The organism is Bacillus sp. 17RED48 (assembly GCF_019837545.1).
Taxonomy (GTDB): Bacteria; Bacillota; Bacilli; order Bacillales; family Bacillaceae_G; genus Bacillus_A; species Bacillus_A wiedmannii.
This window is the reverse complement of record NZ_JADAXG010000001.1, coordinates 785,731-808,993: the sequence shown is the minus strand read 5'-3', so window position 1 is coordinate 808,993 and position 23,263 is coordinate 785,731. Positions and strand designations below refer to the sequence as shown.

Sequence of the window (23,263 nt, the reverse complement as noted above, 5' to 3'; positions counted from 1 at the left end):
TCTTTTTCGAAATGTGGAAAAAGCTAGGTGACAAATAAGAAATATATACTATAATAACTGTGTTGCCCGAAAATTTTAGAAAGAGAAAGGGAGCGATTTTTCGTGAAAACGAAATTACTAGCTCTGCTATTGGCTGTAACGGTATTTATGATGCCAACAGCTTCGTTTGCAGACATCATCGAAGGAGAATCAATTGTTACACTAGGAGAAAACTTGTCTGAACAACAAAAACAAGATCTGTTAAAAGAAATGAAAGCACCAAAGGATGCTACAATCATTACTGTGTCTAATGCGGAAGAACATAAATTTCTAGAAGGGATTGTTCCAAAAGCGCAAATTGGTACGAGAGCAATTTCCTCTTCTATGATTACATACACAAAACCAGGGTCTGGTCTCATTGTACGTTCAAAAAACATTAATTCGATAACAGATGCAATGTACACAAACGCACTTATTACAGCAGGTGTGAAAGATGCAGAAATTCAAATTACTGCACCATTTAAAGTTTCAGGAACTGCTGCTTTAACCGGTTTAATGAAAGCCTATGAAACAACATCGAACAAAGCAATTCCTGAGGAAGTAAAAAAAGTAGCCAATGAAGAAATGGTGCAAACAGCCCAGCTCGGCGATAAAATTGGTGAAGAAAAAGCAGTTCAACTTGTTGCAAAAATTAAAGAAGAAATTGCCAAAGAACAGCCAAAAACGACTGAAGATTTACGTTCATTAATTCAAAAAATTGCGGATCAACTTGGCATTACATTAACGGATGAACAGTTAGATAACTTAGTTGCGCTATTTGATAAAATGAAAAATCTTAATATCGATTGGAATCAAGTTGGCAGTCAGTTAAATAAAGCAAAAGAACACGTTTCTGCCTTTTTAGGATCTGAAGAAGGGCAAGGTTTCCTAGATAAAGTTAAAGATTTTTTCTCAAGTATCATTGATTTTGTTAAATCGTTATTCAAGTAAAAAGAAGCTCGTCAGTGACGAGCTTCTTTTTTTATACAAGTAATGGCAATTTCATAACAGCTTCTTCGACCGAACGAACAATATGATTTGCCTTCTCCTTCACATATGGATGAGCATGATGTAGAGTAAATGAATGCGGAGTTACTTCAAACATAGAAATATCATTGAAAGAATCGCCAATGCATGCAATTTCATTTGCTTCAATTTGTAAATGTTCCATTAGTCGCCTTAAAGCACTCCCTTTACTTACTCCCCTTGGCATAATGTCAACATAGCGTTTACCCGACATAAAAACTTCCGCTTCGCTCTGAAATGTATCTCGTAACTCTTGATCTAATGCTGCAATTGTCTCTTCTTCCCCAAAAACAAACAATTTCGCAGGATGTACAGTCTTACCAAATTCCTCTTCTAATGCTTCTATTTCAGCAATATGCACGCCCATATACGTTTCAAAAGTATGATGATGTTCATTCTTTCTTTTTGTATACCGTTGCTCATTTGCACAAACAATATCTGCTAGTCTCTTTTTATGGATATATCGATATATTTCCTGGGCAATCCCATCTTCAAAACTTGATTCATGAAATATTTTTCCATCCGGCAGTAACATCGTTGCTCCATTTAAACTAGTTGTGTAATACGGGAATGCAAACCTATTTACGACTTCATCAATTCGATGAGTAAAGCGGCCAGAGGCAAAACAAATATTTGTCCCTTTTTCAGCTAACCAACAAAGTGCACGTTCATCTTCTTTTTGCATATGATTCACATTGTAAACGAGCGTATCATCTAAATCACTTACAAATAATTTAATCATGTCCTCTTCCCCTTCCATACACAATATCTACTCTAAGTGTACACAAAAAATGTTTGATTTTTGTTAAAAAACAATAAATTTTCGATAAAAAATAAGCAGGAGATTAATCCTGCTTATTTTTGCCTTCTTACATTTTGAGGTTTTACAATACTTGGGCGCACTTTTAAACTAGACATCGTTGGACGGAGTAGAATTTTTGTTAACGCTCCCCAATCAAATGGTAAAAACGGCCATAAATACGGTGTTTGTAAACTTTTTATAGACGTTAAAAATAAAATCAATATCGTCATTCCAACTACAAATCCCATTTCATGAAATATACCTGTCAAAATAATGACAAATAGCTTTCCGACTTTATTCCCAAGCCCTAATTCATAACTCGGTGTTGCATATGCTCCGATCATAGAAACTGCTACGTATAAAATTACTTCTGGTACAAACAAACCTACATCAATGGCAATTTGACCAATTAATATGGCAGAAATTAATCCTGCTGCAGACGACAATGATGTCGGTGTATGAATGGCAGCCATCCTTAAAAATTCGAGTCCGATTTCGGCCATCAAAATTTGTAATAAAATTGGTAAATGCGTCATCTTGTTCGGTCCAATGAAAGCAAGACTTTCCGGTAAAAGAGTTGGATCAAAAACAAACACTAACCAAAATGGCAATAAGAACAGTGAAAATATAACACCTAAAAAACGTACCCAACGTAAAAATGTACCTACAGCTGGATTTTGCCTAAACTCTTCTGCATGCTGTAAATGATGAAAATATGTTGTCGGTGTAATCATAGCACTTGGCGATGTGTCAACGAGTACTAACACATGTCCTTCTAATAGATGATTTGCTGCTACATCTGGTCTTTCTGTATATCGAATAAGCGGGAAGGGATTATAGCCTTGTTTAACTACAAATTCCTCTATCGTTTTATCCGCCATCGTAATCCCGTCTACTTCAATGTTATTTAATTCTTGTTTTATAATTTTAACTAAATCCGGATTTGCAACATCTTGTACATATGTAATACAAACATCCGTTTGTGATCTATCTCCTACTCGAATCATTTCATTTCGAAGACGTGGGTCACGTATCCTTCTACGAATTAACGCTGTATTTACAACGATATTTTCAACAAATCCGTCCCTTGCACCACGTACTACCTTTTCTGTATCTGGTTCTGTCGGCGTCCGGCCCGGATAACTACGAACATCTATTGCGAACGCTTCCGTTTCACCTTCCACAAATATAACGATGAGTCCCGATAATACTTGAAGCATTACCTCATCCATCGTTTTCACTTTGCTTACTTGTTGATGGATTAAACGATTCTCTAAAAGCTTCACTGTATCTTCTTCTACATCCCTTATCTCATTTGTATCCACCGCTTCTTCTAAAATAGGGATAATATAATTTGTATCACAAAGTCCATTTACAAATAACACACCAATTTCTTTATTCAAAATTTGAAATTTACGAATGCCAACGTCGTATGTAACACCCAGTCCAGCTGTTTGCTTTAAGTAATTTTCATTATCACTTATGAAAGATGAAATAGGGATTTCCACTTTTTTAGGTTTCGTCATAAAAACCACTCCTTTCCAAAATTAATTGAATCGCTTTTCTAGTAATAGGTGATCCTCTCTCCCATTCATCGTTTCCACACATCTTACCAATATCACCAACTCCCACAATGACAGGAACATTCAGATCATCTAAACAATAAATTGTATCTCCGCTAATTCTGCCAATTTCACCATCTGGAAGTCCAAATTTATCAACACCGTATTCGGTTAAATTCCCGTTCCGATCTACACTGACATCTACACGTGCCCATTCCCAATGATGTGTATTAGACGCTACTGCCAAAATCCCCAGTACATCAATTTGTTTATGTGTGGCTACATATTTTAAAGCCTTTTCACCAGATCCTTCTCCAATAAATCCACTGTCATCAAACATGACAAATACAGGGTCATATGGCGTTTGCATAATAAGCTCAACAACTTTCTTCCCTGTCAATTTGGTTGGATTACTTTGTGATGCTGAAATACACCTTCCCCCAAATTCCTTCGTTAAAAGCTCAATTGTCCGCTTTGCATATTCATCCCCATCTGTGACCAAAACAACCCTTCGTCTCATTTGATTTATCCTTTCGGTTTACATATAAGTGCTACAAAAAATGAAAATAATATCGCTGCAGAAATGCCTGCAGACGTTAAACTAAACATACCCATACCAATCCCAATATATCCGTGTTTTTCTGCCGCATGCATTGCCCCATGTAATAGTGAATGTCCAAAACTTGTAATAGGAACTGTCGCACCAGCACCAGCAAACTTTATAAGCTTATCGTACAATCCGAATCCATCTAAAACTGCTCCTATAACTACAAAGGTAGCCATTAAATGGGCTGGTGTTAACTTTGCGAAATCTAACAATACCTGTCCAATTACACAAATGGCGCCTCCTACAAGAAATGCATATATAAAATCCACAATTCACTCTCCCTTCACTCTCTCAAATACGACACCATGTGCAATTGTTGGAATGGTTTCTTTCTGCTGCATCATCATCGGACTTAATAACGCGCCAGTAGCAACGACAAAAATTCGTTGTAAATTCCCTTTTTGCATCTCGCTTAATAAATGACCATATGTGACAACAGCTGAACAAGCACAACCACTACCACCGGCAAATACTTCTTCTTGACCGGAATCATAAATCATTAATCCGCAATCATTATATATATGCCCAAGATCATAACCTTCTTCCAGTAACAGTTGTTTTGCGATTGGTGTCCCAATAGCTGATAAATCACCGGTAACAATCAAATCATAATCTGCTGCACTCCTCTTCAAATCTTCAAAATGTTGTTGAATTGTATGAGCAGCAGCAGGTGCCATCGCCGACCCCATATCTAAAGGATTCGCAATCCCTAAATCTTGCACTTTTCCAATCGTAGCTGCCGTAATTTTAATTGCACTTTTTTCTTTACTAATTAATATGGATCCCGCACCTGTAACAGTGGAATTTGCTGTTCCTGGTTTCTGTCCCCCATACTCTGTTGGATAACGGAACTGTCTTTCAGCCGTTGCATTATGACTACTTACCGTCGCTAAAACACGATTTGCGAATCCACCATCTATAAAGGCTGATCCAACCGCTAAAGTCTCCATCGAGGTTGCACAAGCGCTAAACATCCCTAAAAAGGGAATCCCCCAATTACGTGCAACATAATTTGCTGTCACTGTTTGATTTAATAAATCACCCGCTAAAAAAAAGTCGATTTGTGATGTTTTTACATTTCCTTTTTGCAAGACTTGTTGAATTGAATCTGACATTAATCTTCGTTCAGCAAGTTCCCAGTTTTCCTCTCCGCAATGTAAATCATCATATGAAATATCAAAATCCTTCCCAAGAGGGCCTTCAGCTTCTTTTGGACCAACAGCAGTACCGGTTGCATTCACATAAATATCATTTTGAAATACCCACGTTTGTTTTCCAGTCAACCTCATACTAGCCCCTCCTTTAAGACATAAAAATGTTAAAAGTATATCTTATTAATCCAATAACGTATGCACCAACGACCCCAAAAACGATAACACTTCCCGCTAGCTTAAACATATTTGTAGCAACCCCAAGCACAATTCCTTCACTCTTATGTTCTAGCGCAGCGCTCGCCATAGAATTCGCAAATCCTGTAACAGGTACGGCCGATCCCGCTCCAGCAAATTGACCGATTTTATCATATACACCACAACCTGTTAAAATCGCCGATAGTAATACAAGCGTTGCAACTGTCGGATTTCCTGCCTCTTGTTCACTGAAATGAAAATAATGTATATAAAATTTCATTAATACTTCTCCGACAGTACAAATGAATCCACCTACAAGAAATGCCTTGACACAATTTAGGAAATAGTTTGGTTTTGGATGGTACTCCTTCACTTTATTTATGTAATCATCCTTTAGTTTTCGCCCTGTCATTTATATATTGCCTCCTACTTTACGAAATAAATCCAGTGAAACAATGAGCCTATTACTTTGCCAAGTACAAGAGCAACGAGTAAAACAACAATTTTCCCTTCTACCCCTACTCGTTTCGCTAAAATAGGTAAAACATTTAACACTTCTGTTAATGCGGCTGCAAGCATTCCAATGAATGTGCCACAAAATAGTCCTAGTATAACAAGCCAATATTGCGATGTTTGAAATGTAATGTTTTTCAAACTACACCAAGCTCCTGTTAACGTACCTGCAATAACTGCCCACTCAAAATATTGAATGTGCTTTCCACTTCTCGTTAATTGAGCTAGTCGGGGGATTATACCAAGTACAGCTAAAAATGCGACATATCCGCTACCTACTGCAATTCCTCCCGCTAAACCAATTAAAATAACAAGCCCAGACTCAATCATCGGCAAGTTGTTTCATATTGTCCTTGTTTTCATGAACAATTACATATTGGTCAAGTGACTGCTGGTATTGGAACATCTCCACTTCTAACGGACTCGGCTCTTCATTAATTCGCTTTTGAAATACATGATTAAAAAATAAAACCATGCCTAACCCAAGACCTACTGAATAAGGAATTTGAAATAGAAGTGGCTGTGCCTTAAATTCTCCCGTAATCATGTAATATAACCGCTGGTGTACTTGTTGCATACTTACATCTTCATGGAAATAAATGATCGCAAGAGCCGCTCCAATAAAAAGTAACAACCATACAAGTCCGAAGAAAATCGGATGTACTTTCTTTTTTTCATATATAATTTCAACAAGAGTTTGTCCAGAACCGAGTAAATTAATTTGTATATGAGCCGCTTTTTGTTGAATAATCTCAATAATTTTCATAACATCAATTACAACATGCGTCTTATCATGCGCTGTTATTTTGTAAACTACCTCATTCTGTAATAATTCAACTACCATAGCATCTCCGGCAAGTTGAGCGACATCACCCAGTTTCACTTCATACGTAGGAGAAACTTTTAATCGATTACGCATTTTAATATAAATTGTTTGTTCCAATTTCCATTCACCTCTTCACTCTTCCTCGTAGTTGTAGTATGGTTATTGAATTTTTTTCTAATACAATTTTTTCATAAAAAAACATCTGTACCGTTTCGGTACAGATGTTTTTTAGTTTATGCCTTTTTCTTAAATAAATTTGCAATACTTAATGCGAGTCCTCCCCAAATGACTACCATACCAATAACCATCATCATAATCGCTGATCCGCTCATTATGAAACACCCCGATCTTTCCATTCTTTTTCAAGCTTAGCAGAATCTGAATGTATTTGTGCATTCCATTTCTTTATACTAATGATTAGTGCAACGATAAGGAACGCTGCTGCAATTGACCAACCATATGTTACGACAAACTCCGTTGGATAATCTCCGTAGTTCTTTTTAATATTTTGGATTGTCCCATCAATTAACATGTATCCTAACATAAGCGGGGTAATAACGAGTAAACTCACTCTCCAAAACGTCCCTAACTTAATATCAGATACGAAGTTTGCGTGATTTTGATAAACTGGTAAACGGCGTAGAATGAGCCCTATCGTAACTACTTCCACTAATGCAATTGAAATTAACCCGAAGTTATTAGCGAAATAATCAACAACATCTAGGAACATAAGCCCACCACGTGTTGCAAAAACAAGAGACACTAGTACGAGAAGCGTTCCCATAATTCCAATTGTTTTTTGGCGGCTTAAGCTGAACTTTTCAGATACGGCCGCAAAACATACTTCCGCAAGCGAAATGAGGGATGTAATTCCGGCAACCGTTAATGATAAGAAAAACAATACGCCAAATAATGGTGACATCGGTAATTCATTAATAATTTGCGGGAATACTACGAATGCAAGTCCTACACCAGCACTTGCTACTTTATCAACTGGTACTCCCATATTGTTTGCCATAAATCCAAGCGCTGCAAAGACCCCAATCCCTGCTAATAATTCAAATCCTGAGTTTGCAAAGCCAGTAATAAAGGCATTATTTGTTGTATCTGAGTTTTTCGGTAAATAACTAGAATACGTAATCATAATTCCAAATGCTAAAGATAAGCTAAAGAAAATTTGACCATAAGCAGCAAGCCATACCTTCCCATCAAAAATACGACTCCAATCTGGTTTGAAGAATGCATCTAATCCTTGCATCGCACCTTCCATCGTCACTGCACGAACTACGATAATAAGGAACATAACAACTAGTAAAGGAATGAAAATGCGGTTAACCACTTCGATTCCTTTTTTAACTCCTTTGAATGCAACACCAAGCACAATAATCCAAACGAGAGCTAATGGAATCAATACTTCCGGCACAAGCCCCCCAAACTGCCCTGGCTTATCTGCAACATGTAAGTACTCTTTAAATAAAAATGATTGCGTGTCTTTCCCCCATGCTCCAGTAATTGCAAAGTACGTATATGAAATAGACCAAGCAATAATTACTGCATAATATGTTGAAACGATAAATGTTACACACATTTGCCACCATCCGATGAATTCAGCACGCGGACTAATACGGAAGAACGTAAGTGGCGCGGAACCACGGTGACGATGCCCAAGAGCAAATTCAAACGCCAATAATGAAATACCAGTCGTTAATAATGCGAATAAGTACGGTAAAAAGAATGCGCCTCCCCCATTTTCATACGCTGTATAAGGAAAACGCCATATGTTTCCTAATCCAACGGCAGAGCCGACCGCTGCGAAAATAAATCCAGCCCTCGTTCCCCATTGTTGCCTCGTTTCCATATTTTCTTCCCCCTTTGTGACAAGTTCATACTTGGATTATATTTTAAATTAACCGAATTATCAATAAATTCTGTCAATTTTTACGAAAGTTTACAATCTCCTCCTATTTAAAATCAAAAAAAAATCGAATAGATAGCTATTCATCTATTCGATCTTTCATCTGTTTTAATATTTTCTTTTCAAGTCTTGAAACTTGTACTTGCGAAATGCCTATTCGTTCCGCTACTTCCGATTGGGTTTGATCTTTATAGTAGCGTAAATACACAATTAAACGTTCTCGATCATCTAATTCTCTAATTGCTTCTTTTAAAGCAATTTTATCGAACCATTTCGTTTCAGATTGATCGGCAATTTGATCTAAAATAGTGATTGGATCTCCATCGTTTTCATACACCGTTTCATGTATGGATGAAGGAGCTCGACTCGCTTCTTGCGCCAGAACCACTTCCTCTGGCGTTAGTTCTAACGCTTCGGCTACTTCATTAATTGTTGGCGCTCTTCCAAATTCTTTCGAAAGCTCGTCTCTCATCTTTCGTATTTTATTTCCTGTTTCTTTTAAAGATCTACTTACTTTCACTGATCCATCATCACGTAAAAATCGTTGTATTTCTCCAATAATCATTGGAACTGCATATGTTGAAAATTTCACGTCGAAAGATAAATCAAATTTATCTACCGATTTTAAGAGCCCAATACATCCAATTTGAAATAAATCGTCTGGTTCGTATCCTCGATTAAGAAAACGCTGCACAACCGACCATACGAGACGCATATTACTTTGAACGATTGTATCTCTCGCTTGCTGATCTCCATCTTGACTTTGTTGAATTAACGCTTTTAGCTCGTGGTCCTTTAACTGAGGTTTCTTCTTCTCATTTTTGACCTCTATGTCCATAGGCTATTCTCCTTAATTGCATAGAGCGTTACTATTTGATAAGTATTTTGTCAAATGGATTGTTGTCCCGAAAGATTCGTTTGAAATAACTTCTACTTCATCCATAAAATTTTCCATGATAGTAAATCCCATTCCGGAACGCTCTAATTCAGGTTTAGTTGTAAACAGGGGTTGCCTTGCTTCATCTAAATCAAAGATGCCAATCCCTTCATCTCGAATCGTGAGTTTCACCATTGCTTCTTCCAAAATTACAGAAATATAAACAACACCTTCTGCATTTCCTTCGTACCCATGAATAATTGCATTCGTAACTGCTTCTGACACAACTGTTTTAATCTCCGTAAGTTCTTCCATCGTTGGGTCTAGTTGCGCAATGAATGCAGCTACTGTAACGCGAGCGAACGATTCATTTTGACTTAATGCTGAAAATTGAAGGTTCATTTCATTTCTCATTTATGCCACCCCCAACGTCGCGAGCGCATGCGCTTCACTTTCTTCTAAACGAACAATTTTAAATAAGCCCGACATTTCAAATAAACGTTTAACAGGCGGTGAAATTGCACAAACAACCATTTCTCCACCTAATCCCTTTACATGCTTATATCGGCCTAATATAACACCTAAACCAGAACTATCCATAAACGATAAGTTCTCTAGGCTCAAAACAATATGATGAACACCATGTGTCTCAATCATATCTGTTACTTTCGTTCGCAACTCTTCAGCAGTATGATGATCTAATTCACCCGCTAGTCTCACACATAGGACGTCACGTTTTACTTCTAATTGCATGGAAAGACTCACACGATTTCCTCCTTATGCTCAAACTTTACTCATTTACATACATAAAGATTTTCGTGATACAACATAAGAATCCTTCCTACTGACAAAAGAAGAACTATTTCGCCATAAAGTGAAACGATTCAGCAATTATTTACTTTCATACGAATAGAAAAGCGGCAAAATGTTTGCCGCTATTTTGATGTTGAAAACATCCCAAAACTTCTTTTAAATAACTCCCACCAGCTCGCTGCAGCAACATCTTCTTTTGCTACAATTGTTTGTTTTAATAAAACATCTTTATCTTTTTTAATAACTAGTGTACCAAGCGCGTCACCTTTTTTAATCGGCGCTTTCACTTTCTTTTCAGCAATTACTTCTCGCTTTACTTTGTCCATATTTTCGCCCTTCTTCATAAGAAGAGACACATTGTCTGACGCAACTAAATCTACTTTTTCTTTTTTCCCTTTTCCTACTTGTACAGTCTTAATTTTTTCGCCTCGTGTATACATTTTTTTTGTCATATATTGTCCAAATGCGTAGTCAAGAAGCTTTGTTACTTGGTTGTTCCGTTCTTTCGATGTAGGTGCTCCCATAACAACTGAAATAACACGCATCCCATTCTTTTCAGCCGATGCTGTTAAACAATATTTTGCTTCTGTCGTAAAGCCCGTTTTCACACCATCTACTCCAGGATAAAAACGTACTAACTTATTCGTATTCACGAGCCAAAACTTCTTATCCGTATCTTCACGTAAATAGTCTTCGTATTTACCTGTATATTTGCGAATAAGTGGGTACTTCATCAATTCTTTTGCCATTATAGCCATATCATTTGCTGTGGAATAATGCTCTTTAGCCGGAAGACCTGTTGGATTTTGAAAATGAGTGTTTTTCAGTCCTAAGTCTTTCGCTTTTTTGTTCATCATATTTACAAAACCTTCTTCTGAACCAGCGATATGCTCTGCTACTGCAACAGACGCATCATTTCCAGATGCAATGGCAATACCCTTTAGCATTTCATTTACAGTCATCTCTTCCCCAGGCTCTAAAAAGATTTGTGATCCACCCATTGAAGCCGCATGCTCACTTGCTCTAACTTTATCGGTCAGTTTTAGTTTTCCTTTTTCAACTTGTTCCATAATTAATAGCATTGTCATAATCTTCGTCATACTAGCAGGTGGTAATTTCTCATTTGGATTTTTATCAAACAAAACTTTACCTGTATCTTGTTCAATTACAATTGCTGACGACGCTTGTTCCGCTAACTTCGGCGCTGTTTCTTCTGTTTTCTCCTGCTTCGTCTTCTCAGATTGTGCGAAACTAACTGAAGTACCAGAAAGCAATAACATGAAACAAACAAGTATTCCAAAAACTCGCTTCATGACTAACCCTCCATTCTATATCAGACCTATTTTTTCCAATTTTTTATTTTTTAATACCATATTTTTCTAATATTTTCAGTTGACAAATACATTCACCACCTATATTGTATTAAGTGTATTACATACAGTAGTACACTTAATACAAGTCAGAAAGGAGACATTGCTCTTGCATATTCAACTTGATCCAAGAAGCAACACTCCGATATGGGAACAAATTGTTCAAAATATAAAAGAACTCGTATTGAAGAACATGTTAGCTCCAAGTGACAAACTACCTTCTGTACGCGAACTCGCTTCTTTACTCGTTATAAACCCAAACACAGTGAGTAAAGCGTACCAAGAGTTAGAGCGACAAGGGATTATTGAAACATTAAGAGGAAAAGGAACATTTGTATCCCAATCGATTACCCCAACATTAGACGAAAGGAAAATCGCTATGGTTGAAAAGCAATTTCATCAATTACTATTAGAAGCCTCTTATCTTGGTGTTACGAAAGATAAAATTCATGATTGGATAGATTCATACTATAAAGAGATTGGAGGAAATACGGATGCTGAAAGTGACAAGCTTGAAGAAAACAATTGATAATCAAACGATTTTAGATGATGTTTCTTTCACATTACAACGAGGAAGTATCATCGGATTACTCGGAAGAAACGGTGCGGGGAAAACAACTTTATTACGAACGATGGTCGGCATTTTAGACCCTGATGCAGGGACTGTTACATATGAAGATACAAACATTCATCAGTGTCCTGAAATAAAGCAAAAAATCGTATATGTCCCTGATTCTACTAACATACTGAGCGGATATACGGTAAAAGAAATTGTAAAGTTTTATAAAGAAGTTTATACCGCATTTGATGAAGCATATTTCTATGAACTGTTAGAACGTTTTAACTTACCAAACAAACGAATTCGTAGCTATTCAAAAGGAATGAAAGCACTGCTTGCCATCATTTTAGCCGTTTCTACAAAAGCAGAATATATCATTTTAGATGAACCGACAAACGGACTTGATCCTATCGTTAAACGGCAGATCCTCCAATTTCTCGTTGGAGAAGTTGCAGATAAGGAGATTACCATTTTCATCTCAACTCACCATTTAGATGAAGTGGAACAAATTGCAGATACAATTATTATATTAAAAGGTCATACCGTGGCATCTATTACGTCACTTGATGATGCAAAATCACGATTTGCAAAAATACAAGTAGCTTACGAACGGTCATTACCTCAAAAACTAGAAAACTTAAGCAATATTAAAATATTAAATCAAACGGGAAAAGTATATACAATCTTAATTGAGGGAAATGTGGCAGCTACATTAGAAAAGTTTCATAAAGAACAGCCACTGCTCATTGAGGAATTAACCATGTCGCTCGAAGATATTTTTATCACAACGTTTGAGGAGGATTCGCATGTTTCATAAAGCTTTATGGATGAGGCAATGGAAGCAAGGAAAATATATAATTCTATTATTTTGGTTAATTAGTTTATATCAACTACCTTATAAATATTATCAAGAAGCGCAAATGCAGCTAAAACAATCAAAAATGAAGTTTGGTGACTATGCATATTACTACTCCTACTATTTTCAGACATCTGATGGTGCCATCTTCTTTCAAGGAGCTACTCTTATTGCACTTGCTTGTCTTTTAATTGGATGGGAACGTAACAATCAATCAACTGATTTTCTATTCTCGATGCCTTTTAAACGAAAAGATATTTTTTTAACAAAATGGTGGCTTGGTGTTTTGAATATTATTACAGTGCAAATTGTTTGCTGGATTAGCATGTACGGAATAAAGAACATGTCGTTTCACAATGAGCATCAAATCTTTACTCCGTTCTATAGTTACTTTCTATATGCTACGGTTGTACTTATCGCTATTTATACATTCACCTTATTTATCGGAACCATTACTGGACATATATTCTCTCAAAGTAGTTTAACTATCATTCTATTATTTTTACCATACGGTTTGGGATTGTTAATTTCCGGATTTATTTATTCCCATACACAATGGTCTTTAGATGCAATGGGAGAAATAGAGAACCATACTCATGAGTACTTACAACATATAGGTATCATTTCACCATTAGAATCTTTTTCTATTACTTATGATTACCACCCAATAGAAACATTTGATGACTATGGCAATAAACTTTCTAGTGTACCACAGGACAATCCAATGAAGCATACTTCTGTACCTTCTCCTTGGACACTATTAACACCATTTGCTTACATCATTATCTTTTTATCAATGGCAACCTTTCTATACACACGTACACCGAACGAACAAAACGGAAAAATACTATTGTTTCCTAACTTGCAAAAATGGTTCATGATTTGCACTGTTCTATGCTTCGGACTGCTTGGCGGTAGAATACTAGGCGGACGAGATGCACTACTGTCTTATTATGTTGGATTTTTCCTATTTGCTATCATAAGTTACTTCATTTTTACACGTCTATTAAAATTGAAGTTTGCTTTTGTAGGGAAATAAATATGCATTAAGGTGGTGGATACATGTTTCAAAAAGCATTATAGATGTGAGACTATAAACACGGAACAATGGCATTAATAGAAGCTGACGAAAAAAGTCATACAATGACAAAAGAAAGATGTTAGGAATTATTTAACTCTTATATGAACTAAATAAAAAAGGCATTGCACAAGAGCAATGCTTTTTTATTATATATATCCCGATCTAAATAAAGAGGTTATTTCACATTCTCTCTTCTTTTCCCATACTCTTTTTCTTGCTTCGTTCCAAAACCGTCACCATTTGCCACGATTTGATCTGTTGGAGCAACTATGCTTTCAGCAATTCGCCATTCCCCCCCTTGTTGAATAAACACTTGCATAAAATAATTCATTCCATTTAACTGATACGGATTTTCTTTTTTCACTTCATAACGAGCTGCAACATAGTACACTTGCACATTCTCAGCTTCAAACTTAGAAATATATTGCGATAATCTCGGGATATACTGCGATGCTTTCTGAAGTGGAAGCTGTTTTACTTTTATAAGAGAAGACTTTGTCACATTGCTTATCGTATCTTCATGCCGAATGTTATCACTATGATGAAATAAAATAGCATTCTGCATTGAACGAATCCATAGTTTTGAATATAAAACAGGTTGCTTATTTGAAATATGTTGTAATTCTTTCTGCACGACTTGAAGAGGCGTTGCGGCATCCGCGAATTGATTAAAGCAGAAAAAACTTCCAATCATAATGAAAAGCGTACAAATACGTTTCATAATTTTTCACTCCGATTCTTTTTAATTAAAGTATTGGAGTTTCAAAATGTTTTTATTCAAAAGAAAAAGGATAGGAAAGCTTTCGCTTCCTATCCTCATTTATTATAATACGCGGCCAAATAAATCTAAAACCATTTCGATTTCTTGGTCGCTCCAATCTTTAAATCTCTCTTTATAATATTCTTTACGCACAGCTTCAAGTTTTTCAGTTACTTCTCTTCCGTGTTCTGTAATTTCTAGGTACACGATACGACGGTCTGAATTTGAACGCTTTCTTTCTACAAACCCTTTTCGTACGAGACGATCAGTAACAGCTGTAATATGACTGGAGGTTACGTTTACTTCACTCGCAATTTGCGAAGCCATCTGTGGACTGTTTAAAAATAACGCGCGTAATACAGAAAATTCATTGTATGGCATATGTTCTGCAAAACGTGTATTAATATCATTTTGTAATAAACGTATCATCTTTCGGAATGATCCGGATAACTCTAAAATCAGTGTTTCTCTTTTTTCGTTCACTAGCCTCGTCCCTTTTTTATCATATTTACACATATTATAATCTATAAATACCTATGTTGTATATGCTTTCTTCCCTCAACATTCTCATTTATGTAACTTTTTTCATATAAATTTCTTTTTTGTTCACACATATACATATAAATAAGGATGGTGATGGAAGATGCAAGGTGGAATGAATCCTTATTTACACAACGTACGCACAGCTACTACTGGTAAAGAAGCGACTATTACTGTACAAGGTGAAGGCGTTGTCAAAGCAAAACCCAATGTTGTTATATTAACACTTGGCATTAGAACTGATAATAAAAATGTGAAACAAGCGCAAGAAGAAAATGCAGTGCAATCAAAACAATTATTGGATGCACTAAAACAACTAGGTATTGCCGACAAAAATATAGAAACCATTTCATATACGATTACGCCCCAGTACGAATATGTAAATGATAAAGCATTATTACAAGGATATCGTGTAGAACATTTGTATGAAATTACCGTTTTAAATGTACAAAAAGCAGGGGAAGTATATGATATAGCCGTTTCAAATGGAGCAAACTTAGCAAAAGGATTACGTTTTCGAATATCTCATCCAAATAAATATTATGAGCAAGCTCTCATTCAAGCTCTGCAACAAGCGGTAGAAAAAGCTCGTGCTATTGCGAGTACATACAATTTAAACATTAATCCAGTTCCACTCTCATTCGTTGAAGAATCTGCCCAATTACCACGGGAAGTGACGTCCTATGCTACTTTACATGCGCAAGCAGCTCCGCCCATTCAATCAGGAGAATTAGAAATCATTTCAACAATACGAGCTATTTTTACGTATTTATAAATAATTTCTTTTATAAGTAAACGTTATCATTTTCCTTGTTGTAAAAACATGATGTTCTGATATAATAAAGGACGGTGAGCTCTTACGAAAGAGATATCACGGGTGGGAGAGGGATATGAAAAAGAAGGTTTAACATGAAAGGAATACTTGAAAGAACATTTAAATTAGGTTTACACGAAACATCACCAAAACAAGAAGTTTTAGCTGGAGTTACGTCATTTTTCACGATCGTATATATTATGATTGTAAATGCATCCATTTTATCGGATGCTGGCATTCCTCTTGAAGCTGGAATTTTAGCAACTGTTTTCAGTTCATTTGTCGGATGTCTGCTCATGGCATTTTGGGCAAATGCACCTGCTATTCTTGTCCCTGGTATGGGCGTAAATGCATTCTTCACGTACACTGCTGTGCATACGCTCGGATTAGCTTGGCAGGAAGCATTAGCAGCTGTCTTCATCTCTGGTATTATTTTTGCAATTGCTGCGTTTGCACCAATCGCTCGCGTGCTTTCAGTATCGATTCCAAAGTCATTAAAGGAAGCTATTACTGTCGGCATCGGATTATTTTTAGCATTTATCGGATTGCAAAAAGGTGGTTTAGTCGTTTCGAATCCAAATACTGCTGTTGCAATGGGTAAATTAAGTAACCCTGTCGTTCTTGCGACACTACTTACTCTTATCGTTGCACTTGTACTATTTATTCGTAACGTACGTGGAAGCTTTTTATGGACGATTGCAATAGGAACTGGTATTGCATGGCTATTTGGTCTTGTTGATACAAGTCAAATCGGAAATAGTTCATTCTCATTCGCTAATTACGGTGATGTGTTTGGAGCTATGTCATTTGGCAAACTTTCTTCCTTACCGTTTTGGATTGCAACATTCTCCTTAAGCATGGTGCTTATTTTTGAGAACATGGGACTACTGCACGGTTTATTAGAAGATGACCGTAAATTCCCACGTGCTTACCAAGCCAATGCAATTTCAGCAATGACATGTGGTCTATTTGGCACAAGCCCTACCGTATCAACAGTAGAGAGTGCCGCAGGTATTACTGCAGGCGGAAAGACAGGTCTGACGTCTATCGTTACAGGGTTGTTATTCTTTGCATCACTGTTTGCACTTCCGTTTGTGAAACTAATTCCCGATAGTGCCATTGCACCAATCTTAATTATTATTGGCGGCCTGATGATTACAAGCATTCAGCAAATTCCTCTGAACGATTTTTCAGAAGGATTTCCAGCGTTCTTAATTATCGTCATGATCCCGCTCACATATAGTATCGCTGATGGCATTGCGTTCGGATTTATTGCTTATCCTATCTTAAAAGTTGCTCTTGGAAAGCGTAAAGAAGTCGCACCGTCTATGTATATCGTTACATGCTTATTCTTAGCCATGTTTGTATTACATGCTATTGGTTAAGTAAAAACACCGAGGAAAATTCCTCGGTGTTTTTTTACTTAAACCATCCTTTTTTATAAAACCAAGCCATCATGCCACCGCCAATTAGCGCCATTAGAAGTAGACAAACAAAATAACTATATTGTCCACCAAGCTCCGGCATATGCGTAAAGTTCATTCCGTATACTCCCGCAATAAATGTTAATGGCATGAAAATAGTCGAGAATACAGTTAATGTTTTCATAATGTTATTCATATGATGTGAGTTTAATGAAAAATAGCTATCTCGAATATCTGCCGTTAACTCCCGGCTTGCCTCAATCATTTCTGTTAGTTTAAGCAAATGGTCATGTATATCTTTAAAGTAAATCTCATGATCACTTATACCGTAAAAACGAGTCGAATTTAAAATACGATACAATAAATCACGCATCGGAATGATTGTGCGCCTTAGCTTCGATAAATCTGCACGTATATCAAATACTTCTTCTAATACACTTCCCGCTGTCTCACCCGTTAAATTATCATCAATTGCATTTAAATGATCCTCAATGTAATATACAGGCGCAAAATAGTCATCTACAATTTGGTCGATAATTGTATGAGCTACGTGTAAAGGACTATTTTTAATACGCTTCTTTTCTCCAAGTGTTTTCCATACTCTTTCGATTGCATTGTTATGAGAAAAGTGGAAAGAAACAATAAAACGATCACTAATAAATAAATCGATTTCGTGCGGTTCTAATCCATCCTCACCAAATGCATGAAGAACTAAAAAGTTATATCCATCATAAAAATCAACTTTTGGCCTCTGTACATATTCTATACAGTCTTCAATTGCAAGGGGATGGAACTTAAAATGATCTTGCAAAATGTATGTATACTCTTCTTTCGTTGGCTTATATAAATCTAGCCAATACCATACAATATGGTCTTTCGTTGTTTCTTCTAGCGAAACATCATATAATACTTCATCTGTTTTTGTTATTGCACAAATTCTAATCATAATTTCACCCATTATTATTATAAACAAAAAATAGCAAAAAAAGCCAAGGAGAAATACTCCTTGGCCCTTTTTTATTATTCAGTAACGATGCCGTGCACTAATGTTGGTGCATCTACATGTTCGTTAGCGATCTTCATGTTCTCATAAATTTTTGCTTTTACATCTTCCACATTTTCACGGTTTGCGTAAATTGTAACAAGGGATTCACCTTTTTTCACGCTGTCCCCTACTTTTTTGCGAAGCATTAAGCCAACTGCTAAATCAATTTCAGATTCCTTCGTCGCACGTCCTGCTCCTAAAAGCATTGCTGCTGTTCCAATTTCATCTGCAACGATTTCTGATACATAACCGTCTTCCTTCGCTTCTACTTCAATTTTAAACTGTGCTTGTGGTAATTTAGTAGGATCATCAACAACAGAAGCATCGCCGCCTTGCGCTGATAAGAACGTTTTAAATGATTCTAGCGCTTTACCGTTGTTCATTACTTCAATTAATTTCTCACGTGCATCTTCTAAAGATGAAGCTTGTCCAGCAAGGTATACCATTTGACTTCCAAGCGTTAAACATAACTCTTCTAAATCTTTCGGTCCTTTACCTTGTAATGTATCAATTGCTTCTTGTACTTCAAGTGCGTTACCAATCGCCTCACCAAGTGGTTGACTCATATCAGAAATAACAGCCATCGTATTACGACCAACGTTATTACCAATGCGCACCATTGCTTCTGCTAAACGTTTTGCATCTTCATCTGTTTTCATAAATGCACCTGCTCCAGTTTTTACATCAAGAACAATTGCATCTGCACCAGCAGCAATTTTTTTACTCATAATCGAGCTTGCAATAAGCGGAATAGAGTTTACTGTTGCCGTTACATCACGAAGTGCGTATAACTTTTTATCGGCAGGTGTTAAGTTTCCACTTTGACCAATAACAGCGATTTTGTTTTCATTTACAAGACGCATGAATTCATCATTTTCGATTTCAACATGGAATCCTGGAACTGCTTCTAATTTATCAATTGTACCACCAGTATGTCCTAAACCACGTCCAGACATTTTTGCAACCGGTACACCTAAAGCGGCTACTAATGGACCTAACACAAGTGTTGTTGTATCACCAACACCACCTGTTGAGTGCTTATCTACTTTTACCCCTTCAATAGCTGATAAGTCGATTGTATCACCGCTATTTACCATTGCCATCGTTAAATCAGCACGTTCTTGATCGTTCATATCTTGGAAGAAAATTGCCATTGCAAGTGAACTTACTTGATAATCAGGAATATCACCATTCGTATATCCTTCAACAATAAAGTTAATTTCTTCTGTCGTTAATGCATGTCCGTCACGTTTTTTTGCAATTAGGTCCACCATTCTCATTGTGAGGTCACCCCTTCATTTGTTTTACGATTGCTTTTACTAATGCTAAGAAGTTAGCTTTAACACGTTCTGTCGTTTCAATTACTTCATCGTGGTGAAGTGGCTGATCTAAAATACCAGCTGCCATATTTGAAATACAAGAAATACCAAGTACTTTCATACCAGCATGACGCGCTACAATTACTTCTGGTACTGTTGACATACCAACTGCATCTCCGCCTAGTGTACGAAGCATACGAATTTCAGCAGGTGTTTCATATACAGGACCTGTCATTCCAACGTATACACCTTCTTGTACTTTAATATTTAAGTCCGCTGCAACTTGTTTCGCCATTTCACGAAGTTCTGGTGTATATGATGTAGACATATCAGGGAAACGTACCCCCATTTCAGAATCATTCGGTCCGATTAATGGATTTGTACCCATGAAGTTAATGTGGTCTGAAATTAACATAAGATCGCCTGGCTCAAATGATGTATTTACACCACCAGCTGCATTTGTTACAACAACTGTTTCTACACCTAGTTCTTTCATAACACGAACTGGGAATGTTACTTTTTGCATGTCGTATCCTTCATAGAAGTGGAAACGTCCTTGCATTGCTACTACTGTTACACCTTGAAGTGTACCGAATACTAGTTGACCTGCATGACCTTCTACAGTTGATACTGGGAATTCAGGGATTTCACTGTAAGGTACTGTTACTGCGTTCTCGATTTCATCTGCTAATACACCTAGTCCAGATCCAAGGATTAGTCCTACTTGTGGCGTTTCTTGAAATTTCTCTTTTAAGTATGAAGCTGATTTTGTAATAAGTTCACGATTCATTTGTTTATCCCCCTATTTCTTTAGCTCGTTTAAGAAGCTTGTTCCGTGTTCTGGCATTTTCACGCCGAAGTTTTCTGCTACCGTTGCACCAATATCAGCAAATGTTTGACGAAGTGCTAATTCTTGTCCGCCTTCTTTCATGCTTGGGCTATATGCTAATAACGGTACATATTCACGTGTATGATCAGTACCAGGATGTACTGGATCATTACCATGGTCTGCTGTAATTAATAATAAATCATCTTCTTTTAGTTTTTCGAATACTTCTGGAAGACGTGCATCATAGTCTTGCAGTGCTTCTCCATATCCTTGTGGATCACGGCGGTGACCGAATAATGCATCAAAGTCAACTAAGTTTAAGAAGCTAAGACCTGTAAAGTCCATGTTTAATGTATCTACAAGCTTATCCATTCCATCCATGTTAGACTTCGTACGAAGTGATTCAGTTACCCCTTCACCATCATATATGTCAGAGATTTTACCGATAGCAATCACATCGTAGTCACTATCTTTTAATTCATTCATTACCGTGCGGCCAAATGGTTTTAACGCATAATCATGACGGTTTGGTGTACGTGTGAATTCCCCTGGTTCTCCAACGAATGGACGAGCGATAACACGACCTACCATGTACTTTTCATCTAACGTTAATTCACGTGCAATTTTACAAATTTTATATAACTCTTCAAGTGGCACTACTTCTTCGTGTGCTGCGATTTGTAATACGCTATCAGCAGAAGTGTAAACGATTAAAGAACCTGTTTCCATTTGTTCTTGACCAAGCTCATCAAGAATCTCAGTTCCAGAAGCTGGTTTATTACCGATAATTTTACGACCTGTTTTTTCTTCTAATTCATCAAGTAATTCTTTTGGGAATCCTTCAGGGAACACTTGGAATGGTGTATCAATGTAAAGACCCATAATTTCCCAGTGCCCTGTCATTGTATCTTTACCAGTAGATTTCTCTTGCATTTTTGTATAATATCCAAGCGGTTTTTCTACTTTAGAGATACCTTTCATTTCACGAATGTTACCAAGACCTAACTTCACCATATTTGGCATTTGTAATCCATTCATATGTTCAGCAATGTGACCAATTGTGTCAGAACCTAAATCACCAAATTGCTCAGCATCCGGTGCTTCGCCGATTCCTACAGAGTCCATTACGACTAGGAATATACGTTTATATTTATTCATAACTGCGACCTCCTATAAGTTCAGTTCTACTTCTTGTAGTATGTTCAAAACGCTATAAAGTGAAACTGTTATTCATAAGAATTATCTTTCGTTCTCACTGGCAAACAGTACTTCTTTAAATCAATTTCTAACCTATTTTGTTTTACTGGAAACGACTCAAAAACATTTCTAGTTTTTTCTAAGTCAGATGTCAGACATCTGATATTGATATCATAACATGTTTACGCTTTCTTTTTAATACATTTTCGTAGAATTTCTTATTTTATTCACACTTCTATTGTAATCCATTATGCGAAGAAGTGCTAATTATTTTATGATTTATTTCTTCATATAAAGCGAAACTTTAATCTGCCCGCAAATAACGTGATAAAAATAAAAAGCAGCTCTAAAGAGCTGCTTTTTATTTTACTTCTACTGTTTCTTCTTTATGTTCATGTAGTTCGCCTTTTTTAACATGAACTTTCACTTTGTAAGCACCGTTTTCTTTGAAAGTATGTTTCGTTTCATACTCTCCTTTATTTCCTTCTTTTGCTGGAATAAATTCATGTTTTTCAACACCATCTTTCCAAATCTCAAGTTGTACTTCAGCACCAGTTAACGCTTCTTCTTTTTGTTTTAAATGAACTTTCATAGTTGATTCTGCATTTGCTTTTATATCACCAGCCATAAGATGGATCATCGTATCGCTTTTATGATCGCCATGCCCTGCACCGTGATTACTATTTTCTTTTTTCGCATCTTCTACTTTCGCATTTCCTACAGCCACTTTTACTTCTGGCATAACATGCATTTCACGTGCATTTGTGTGAGCGATAATATGGTATACTCCATCCGTCTCGAACGTTTTCTCTACTGCATAAACACCTTTTCCTTTATGCTTCCCATCTAACATCTCGTGCTTTTCGTCGCCATCTTTCCAAATTTCAAACTTTACATCATCAGCATCTGTTACTTTTTCTTTTCCTTGTGTAACAAGTGCTTGTACTTCTGTTTTTTCACCAGGTTTAATTTCTTTCGGATTTGTTTGAACTGCTACTTTTACAGCTTCTAGTTTCTGTTCTTTTTTTGGTTCTTCTTTGTTTGTATTACAGCCAGCCAATGCTAGCATCGCGATAAATAAAGTCATAATAAGTTTTTTCATCATCATTTCCTCCTTCATACCTTATTTAGTATAGAGGAAATACATTGTAATATTCTAGT

The 23,263-nt window shown here is 36.6% G+C and carries 27 protein-coding genes; 6 read left to right on the top strand and 21 right to left on the bottom strand.

The window, feature by feature from the left end:
• The first annotated feature begins 102 nt into the window (after nt 1-102).
• On the top strand, nt 103-969 hold the full coding sequence (locus ILT06_RS04500; protein ID WP_000850512.1) for a DUF1002 domain-containing protein: 867 nt from the start codon (nt 103-105) through the stop codon (nt 967-969).
• 31 nt (nt 970-1,000) lie between these two features.
• Here the strand turns inward: ILT06_RS04500 and ILT06_RS04495 are convergent, their stop codons facing one another.
• The 14 genes from ILT06_RS04495 to dacF form a co-directional block, all read right to left on the bottom strand.
• On the bottom strand, nt 1,001-1,804 hold the full coding sequence (locus tag ILT06_RS04495) for a Cof-type HAD-IIB family hydrolase (protein ID WP_064474897.1): 804 nt from the start codon (nt 1,802-1,804) through the stop codon (nt 1,001-1,003).
• A 95-nt stretch (nt 1,805-1,899) separates the two neighbouring features.
• The gene (gene spoVAF, locus ILT06_RS04490; protein ID WP_048562394.1) at nt 1,900-3,372 is read right to left on the bottom strand and encodes a spore germination protein SpoVAF; all 1,473 of its coding nucleotides are present in this window, start codon (nt 3,370-3,372) and stop codon (nt 1,900-1,902) included.
• Nucleotides 3,359-3,928, bottom strand: a complete 570-nt coding sequence (gene spoVAEA / locus ILT06_RS04485; protein ID WP_001254417.1) for a stage V sporulation protein SpoVABEA — start codon at nt 3,926-3,928, stop codon at nt 3,359-3,361. The genes spoVAF and spoVAEA overlap by 14 nt, the downstream gene beginning before the upstream one ends.
• 5 nt (nt 3,929-3,933) lie before the next feature.
• On the bottom strand, nt 3,934-4,284 hold the full coding sequence (spoVAE, locus tag ILT06_RS04480) for a stage V sporulation protein AE (protein WP_000345909.1): 351 nt from the start codon (nt 4,282-4,284) through the stop codon (nt 3,934-3,936).
• A gap of 3 nt (nt 4,285-4,287) precedes the next feature.
• Entirely contained in the window at nt 4,288-5,304 is a 1,017-nt protein-coding gene (spoVAD, locus tag ILT06_RS04475; RefSeq protein WP_064474896.1) for a stage V sporulation protein AD, read from the bottom strand.
• A gap of 13 nt (nt 5,305-5,317) precedes the next feature.
• Nucleotides 5,318-5,776 carry a stage V sporulation protein AC gene (gene spoVAC / locus ILT06_RS04470; RefSeq protein ID WP_000147730.1) on the bottom strand — a complete coding sequence of 153 codons (459 nt, stop codon included), beginning with the start codon at nt 5,774-5,776 and terminating at the stop codon, nt 5,318-5,320.
• Nucleotides 5,777-5,790: 14 nt separating this feature from the next.
• Complete coding sequence (gene spoVAB / locus ILT06_RS04465; RefSeq protein ID WP_000572950.1) at nt 5,791-6,207, bottom strand: stage V sporulation protein SpoVAB; 417 nt, start codon at nt 6,205-6,207, stop codon at nt 5,791-5,793.
• A complete protein-coding gene (gene spoVAA / locus ILT06_RS04460) occupies nt 6,200-6,820 on the bottom strand; it encodes a stage V sporulation protein SpoVAA (RefSeq protein WP_064474895.1) in 621 nt (206 codons plus the stop codon). Before spoVAA ends, spoVAB begins: the two co-directional genes overlap by 8 nt.
• Before the next feature lie 116 nt (nt 6,821-6,936).
• Nucleotides 6,937-7,035, bottom strand: a complete 99-nt coding sequence (locus tag ILT06_RS04455) for a methionine/alanine import family NSS transporter small subunit (protein WP_000016829.1) — start codon at nt 7,033-7,035, stop codon at nt 6,937-6,939.
• Nucleotides 7,035-8,561 (bottom strand): sodium-dependent transporter, encoded by a 1,527-nt coding sequence (locus ILT06_RS04450; RefSeq protein WP_046957461.1) that lies wholly within the window; start codon nt 8,559-8,561, stop codon nt 7,035-7,037. The genes ILT06_RS04455 and ILT06_RS04450 overlap by 1 nt, the downstream gene beginning before the upstream one ends.
• A 136-nt stretch (nt 8,562-8,697) precedes the next feature.
• Entirely contained in the window at nt 8,698-9,456 is a 759-nt protein-coding gene (sigF, locus tag ILT06_RS04445; RefSeq protein WP_000350733.1) for an RNA polymerase sporulation sigma factor SigF, read from the bottom strand.
• 12 nt (nt 9,457-9,468) lie between these two features.
• Nucleotides 9,469-9,909: an anti-sigma F factor gene (gene spoIIAB / locus ILT06_RS04440; protein WP_001243399.1), complete on the bottom strand. Its 441-nt coding sequence runs from the start codon at nt 9,907-9,909 to the stop codon at nt 9,469-9,471.
• Nucleotides 9,910-10,260 (bottom strand): anti-sigma F factor antagonist, encoded by a 351-nt coding sequence (spoIIAA, locus tag ILT06_RS04435; protein ID WP_000059133.1) that lies wholly within the window; start codon nt 10,258-10,260, stop codon nt 9,910-9,912.
• A gap of 170 nt (nt 10,261-10,430) precedes the next feature.
• Complete coding sequence (dacF, locus tag ILT06_RS04430) at nt 10,431-11,621, bottom strand: serine-type D-Ala-D-Ala carboxypeptidase DacF (RefSeq protein ID WP_098102735.1); 1,191 nt, start codon at nt 11,619-11,621, stop codon at nt 10,431-10,433.
• A gap of 166 nt (nt 11,622-11,787) precedes the next feature.
• Between dacF and ILT06_RS04425 the strand changes: the two genes are divergently transcribed.
• Genes ILT06_RS04425 through ILT06_RS04415 form a run of 3 tightly spaced genes read left to right on the top strand, consistent with a single transcriptional unit; the run spans nt 11,788 to nt 14,132 of the window.
• The gene (locus tag ILT06_RS04425) at nt 11,788-12,207 is read left to right on the top strand and encodes a GntR family transcriptional regulator (protein ID WP_000548040.1); all 420 of its coding nucleotides are present in this window, start codon (nt 11,788-11,790) and stop codon (nt 12,205-12,207) included.
• Nucleotides 12,173-13,054, top strand: coding sequence for an ABC transporter ATP-binding protein (locus ILT06_RS04420; protein WP_098102734.1), 882 nt, complete (start codon nt 12,173-12,175; stop codon nt 13,052-13,054). Before ILT06_RS04425 ends, ILT06_RS04420 begins: the two co-directional genes overlap by 35 nt.
• On the top strand, nt 13,044-14,132 hold the full coding sequence (locus ILT06_RS04415; RefSeq protein WP_098102733.1) for an ABC-2 transporter permease: 1,089 nt from the start codon (nt 13,044-13,046) through the stop codon (nt 14,130-14,132). The genes ILT06_RS04420 and ILT06_RS04415 overlap by 11 nt, the downstream gene beginning before the upstream one ends.
• 217 nt (nt 14,133-14,349) lie before the next feature.
• Here ILT06_RS04415 and ILT06_RS04410 read toward each other — a convergent pair whose 3' ends face one another.
• Both ILT06_RS04410 and ILT06_RS04405 read right to left on the bottom strand, forming a co-directional pair.
• Nucleotides 14,350-14,895 (bottom strand): hypothetical protein, encoded by a 546-nt coding sequence (locus tag ILT06_RS04410; RefSeq protein WP_000820923.1) that lies wholly within the window; start codon nt 14,893-14,895, stop codon nt 14,350-14,352.
• 102 nt (nt 14,896-14,997) lie between these two features.
• Nucleotides 14,998-15,417 carry a MarR family winged helix-turn-helix transcriptional regulator gene (locus ILT06_RS04405; RefSeq protein WP_142315045.1) on the bottom strand — a complete coding sequence of 140 codons (420 nt, stop codon included), beginning with the start codon at nt 15,415-15,417 and terminating at the stop codon, nt 14,998-15,000.
• A 160-nt stretch (nt 15,418-15,577) separates the two neighbouring features.
• Between ILT06_RS04405 and ILT06_RS04400 the strand changes: the two genes are divergently transcribed.
• Together ILT06_RS04400 and ILT06_RS04395 are read left to right on the top strand one after the other, a co-directional pair.
• On the top strand, nt 15,578-16,249 hold the full coding sequence (locus tag ILT06_RS04400; RefSeq protein ID WP_088047214.1) for an SIMPL domain-containing protein: 672 nt from the start codon (nt 15,578-15,580) through the stop codon (nt 16,247-16,249).
• Nucleotides 16,250-16,383: 134 nt separating this feature from the next.
• Nucleotides 16,384-17,673: an NCS2 family permease gene (locus ILT06_RS04395; protein ID WP_222654868.1), complete on the top strand. Its 1,290-nt coding sequence runs from the start codon at nt 16,384-16,386 to the stop codon at nt 17,671-17,673.
• A gap of 34 nt (nt 17,674-17,707) precedes the next feature.
• Here ILT06_RS04395 and corA read toward each other — a convergent pair whose 3' ends face one another.
• The 5 genes from corA to ILT06_RS04370 all read right to left on the bottom strand — a co-directional run bounded on the left by corA (nt 17,708) and on the right by ILT06_RS04370 (nt 23,204).
• Entirely contained in the window at nt 17,708-18,670 is a 963-nt protein-coding gene (corA, locus tag ILT06_RS04390) for a magnesium/cobalt transporter CorA (RefSeq protein ID WP_064475085.1), read from the bottom strand.
• Nucleotides 18,671-18,732: 62 nt separating this feature from the next.
• Nucleotides 18,733-20,037: a pyrimidine-nucleoside phosphorylase gene (locus ILT06_RS04385; protein WP_064474887.1), complete on the bottom strand. Its 1,305-nt coding sequence runs from the start codon at nt 20,035-20,037 to the stop codon at nt 18,733-18,735.
• Between the two features lie 7 nt (nt 20,038-20,044).
• Nucleotides 20,045-20,866, bottom strand: a complete 822-nt coding sequence (locus ILT06_RS04380) for a purine-nucleoside phosphorylase (protein ID WP_001078443.1) — start codon at nt 20,864-20,866, stop codon at nt 20,045-20,047.
• A gap of 12 nt (nt 20,867-20,878) precedes the next feature.
• Nucleotides 20,879-22,063, bottom strand: a complete 1,185-nt coding sequence (gene deoB / locus ILT06_RS04375; RefSeq protein ID WP_098625496.1) for a phosphopentomutase — start codon at nt 22,061-22,063, stop codon at nt 20,879-20,881.
• Between the two features lie 400 nt (nt 22,064-22,463).
• Complete coding sequence (locus tag ILT06_RS04370; protein WP_081257191.1) at nt 22,464-23,204, bottom strand: FixH family protein; 741 nt, start codon at nt 23,202-23,204, stop codon at nt 22,464-22,466.
• Between the last annotated feature and the right edge of the window lie 59 nt (nt 23,205-23,263).

Coding starts and splice junctions, on each gene's coding strand:
- ILT06_RS04495 (WP_064474897.1), bottom strand. CDS start 1,804: ATGGAAGGGGAAGAGGACATGATTAAATTATTTGTAAGTGATTTAGAT.
- spoVAF (WP_048562394.1), bottom strand. CDS start 3,372: ATGACGAAACCTAAAAAAGTGGAAATCCCTATTTCATCTTTCATAAGT.
- spoVAEA (WP_001254417.1), bottom strand. CDS start 3,928: ATGAGACGAAGGGTTGTTTTGGTCACAGATGGGGATGAATATGCAAAG.
- spoVAD (WP_064474896.1), bottom strand. CDS start 5,304: ATGAGGTTGACTGGAAAACAAACGTGGGTATTTCAAAATGATATTTAT.
- spoVAC (WP_000147730.1), bottom strand. CDS start 5,776: ATGACAGGGCGAAAACTAAAGGATGATTACATAAATAAAGTGAAGGAG.
- spoVAB (WP_000572950.1), bottom strand. CDS start 6,207: ATGATTGAGTCTGGGCTTGTTATTTTAATTGGTTTAGCGGGAGGAATT.
- ILT06_RS04455 (WP_000016829.1), bottom strand. CDS start 7,035: ATGAGCGGATCAGCGATTATGATGATGGTTATTGGTATGGTAGTCATT.
- ILT06_RS04450 (WP_046957461.1), bottom strand. CDS start 8,561: ATGGAAACGAGGCAACAATGGGGAACGAGGGCTGGATTTATTTTCGCA.
- sigF (WP_000350733.1), bottom strand. CDS start 9,456: ATGGACATAGAGGTCAAAAATGAGAAGAAGAAACCTCAGTTAAAGGAC.
- spoIIAB (WP_001243399.1), bottom strand. CDS start 9,909: ATGAGAAATGAAATGAACCTTCAATTTTCAGCATTAAGTCAAAATGAA.
- dacF (WP_098102735.1), bottom strand. CDS start 11,621: ATGAAGCGAGTTTTTGGAATACTTGTTTGTTTCATGTTATTGCTTTCT.
- ILT06_RS04420 (WP_098102734.1), top strand. CDS start 12,173: ATGCTGAAAGTGACAAGCTTGAAGAAAACAATTGATAATCAAACGATT.
- ILT06_RS04415 (WP_098102733.1), top strand. CDS start 13,044: ATGTTTCATAAAGCTTTATGGATGAGGCAATGGAAGCAAGGAAAATAT.
- ILT06_RS04410 (WP_000820923.1), bottom strand. CDS start 14,895: ATGAAACGTATTTGTACGCTTTTCATTATGATTGGAAGTTTTTTCTGC.
- ILT06_RS04400 (WP_088047214.1), top strand. CDS start 15,578: ATGCAAGGTGGAATGAATCCTTATTTACACAACGTACGCACAGCTACT.
- ILT06_RS04395 (WP_222654868.1), top strand. CDS start 16,384: ATGAAAGGAATACTTGAAAGAACATTTAAATTAGGTTTACACGAAACA.
- corA (WP_064475085.1), bottom strand. CDS start 18,670: ATGGGTGAAATTATGATTAGAATTTGTGCAATAACAAAAACAGATGAA.
- ILT06_RS04385 (WP_064474887.1), bottom strand. CDS start 20,037: ATGAGAATGGTGGACCTAATTGCAAAAAAACGTGACGGACATGCATTA.
- ILT06_RS04380 (WP_001078443.1), bottom strand. CDS start 20,866: ATGAATCGTGAACTTATTACAAAATCAGCTTCATACTTAAAAGAGAAA.
- deoB (WP_098625496.1), bottom strand. CDS start 22,063: ATGAATAAATATAAACGTATATTCCTAGTCGTAATGGACTCTGTAGGA.
- ILT06_RS04370 (WP_081257191.1), bottom strand. CDS start 23,204: ATGAAAAAACTTATTATGACTTTATTTATCGCGATGCTAGCATTGGCT.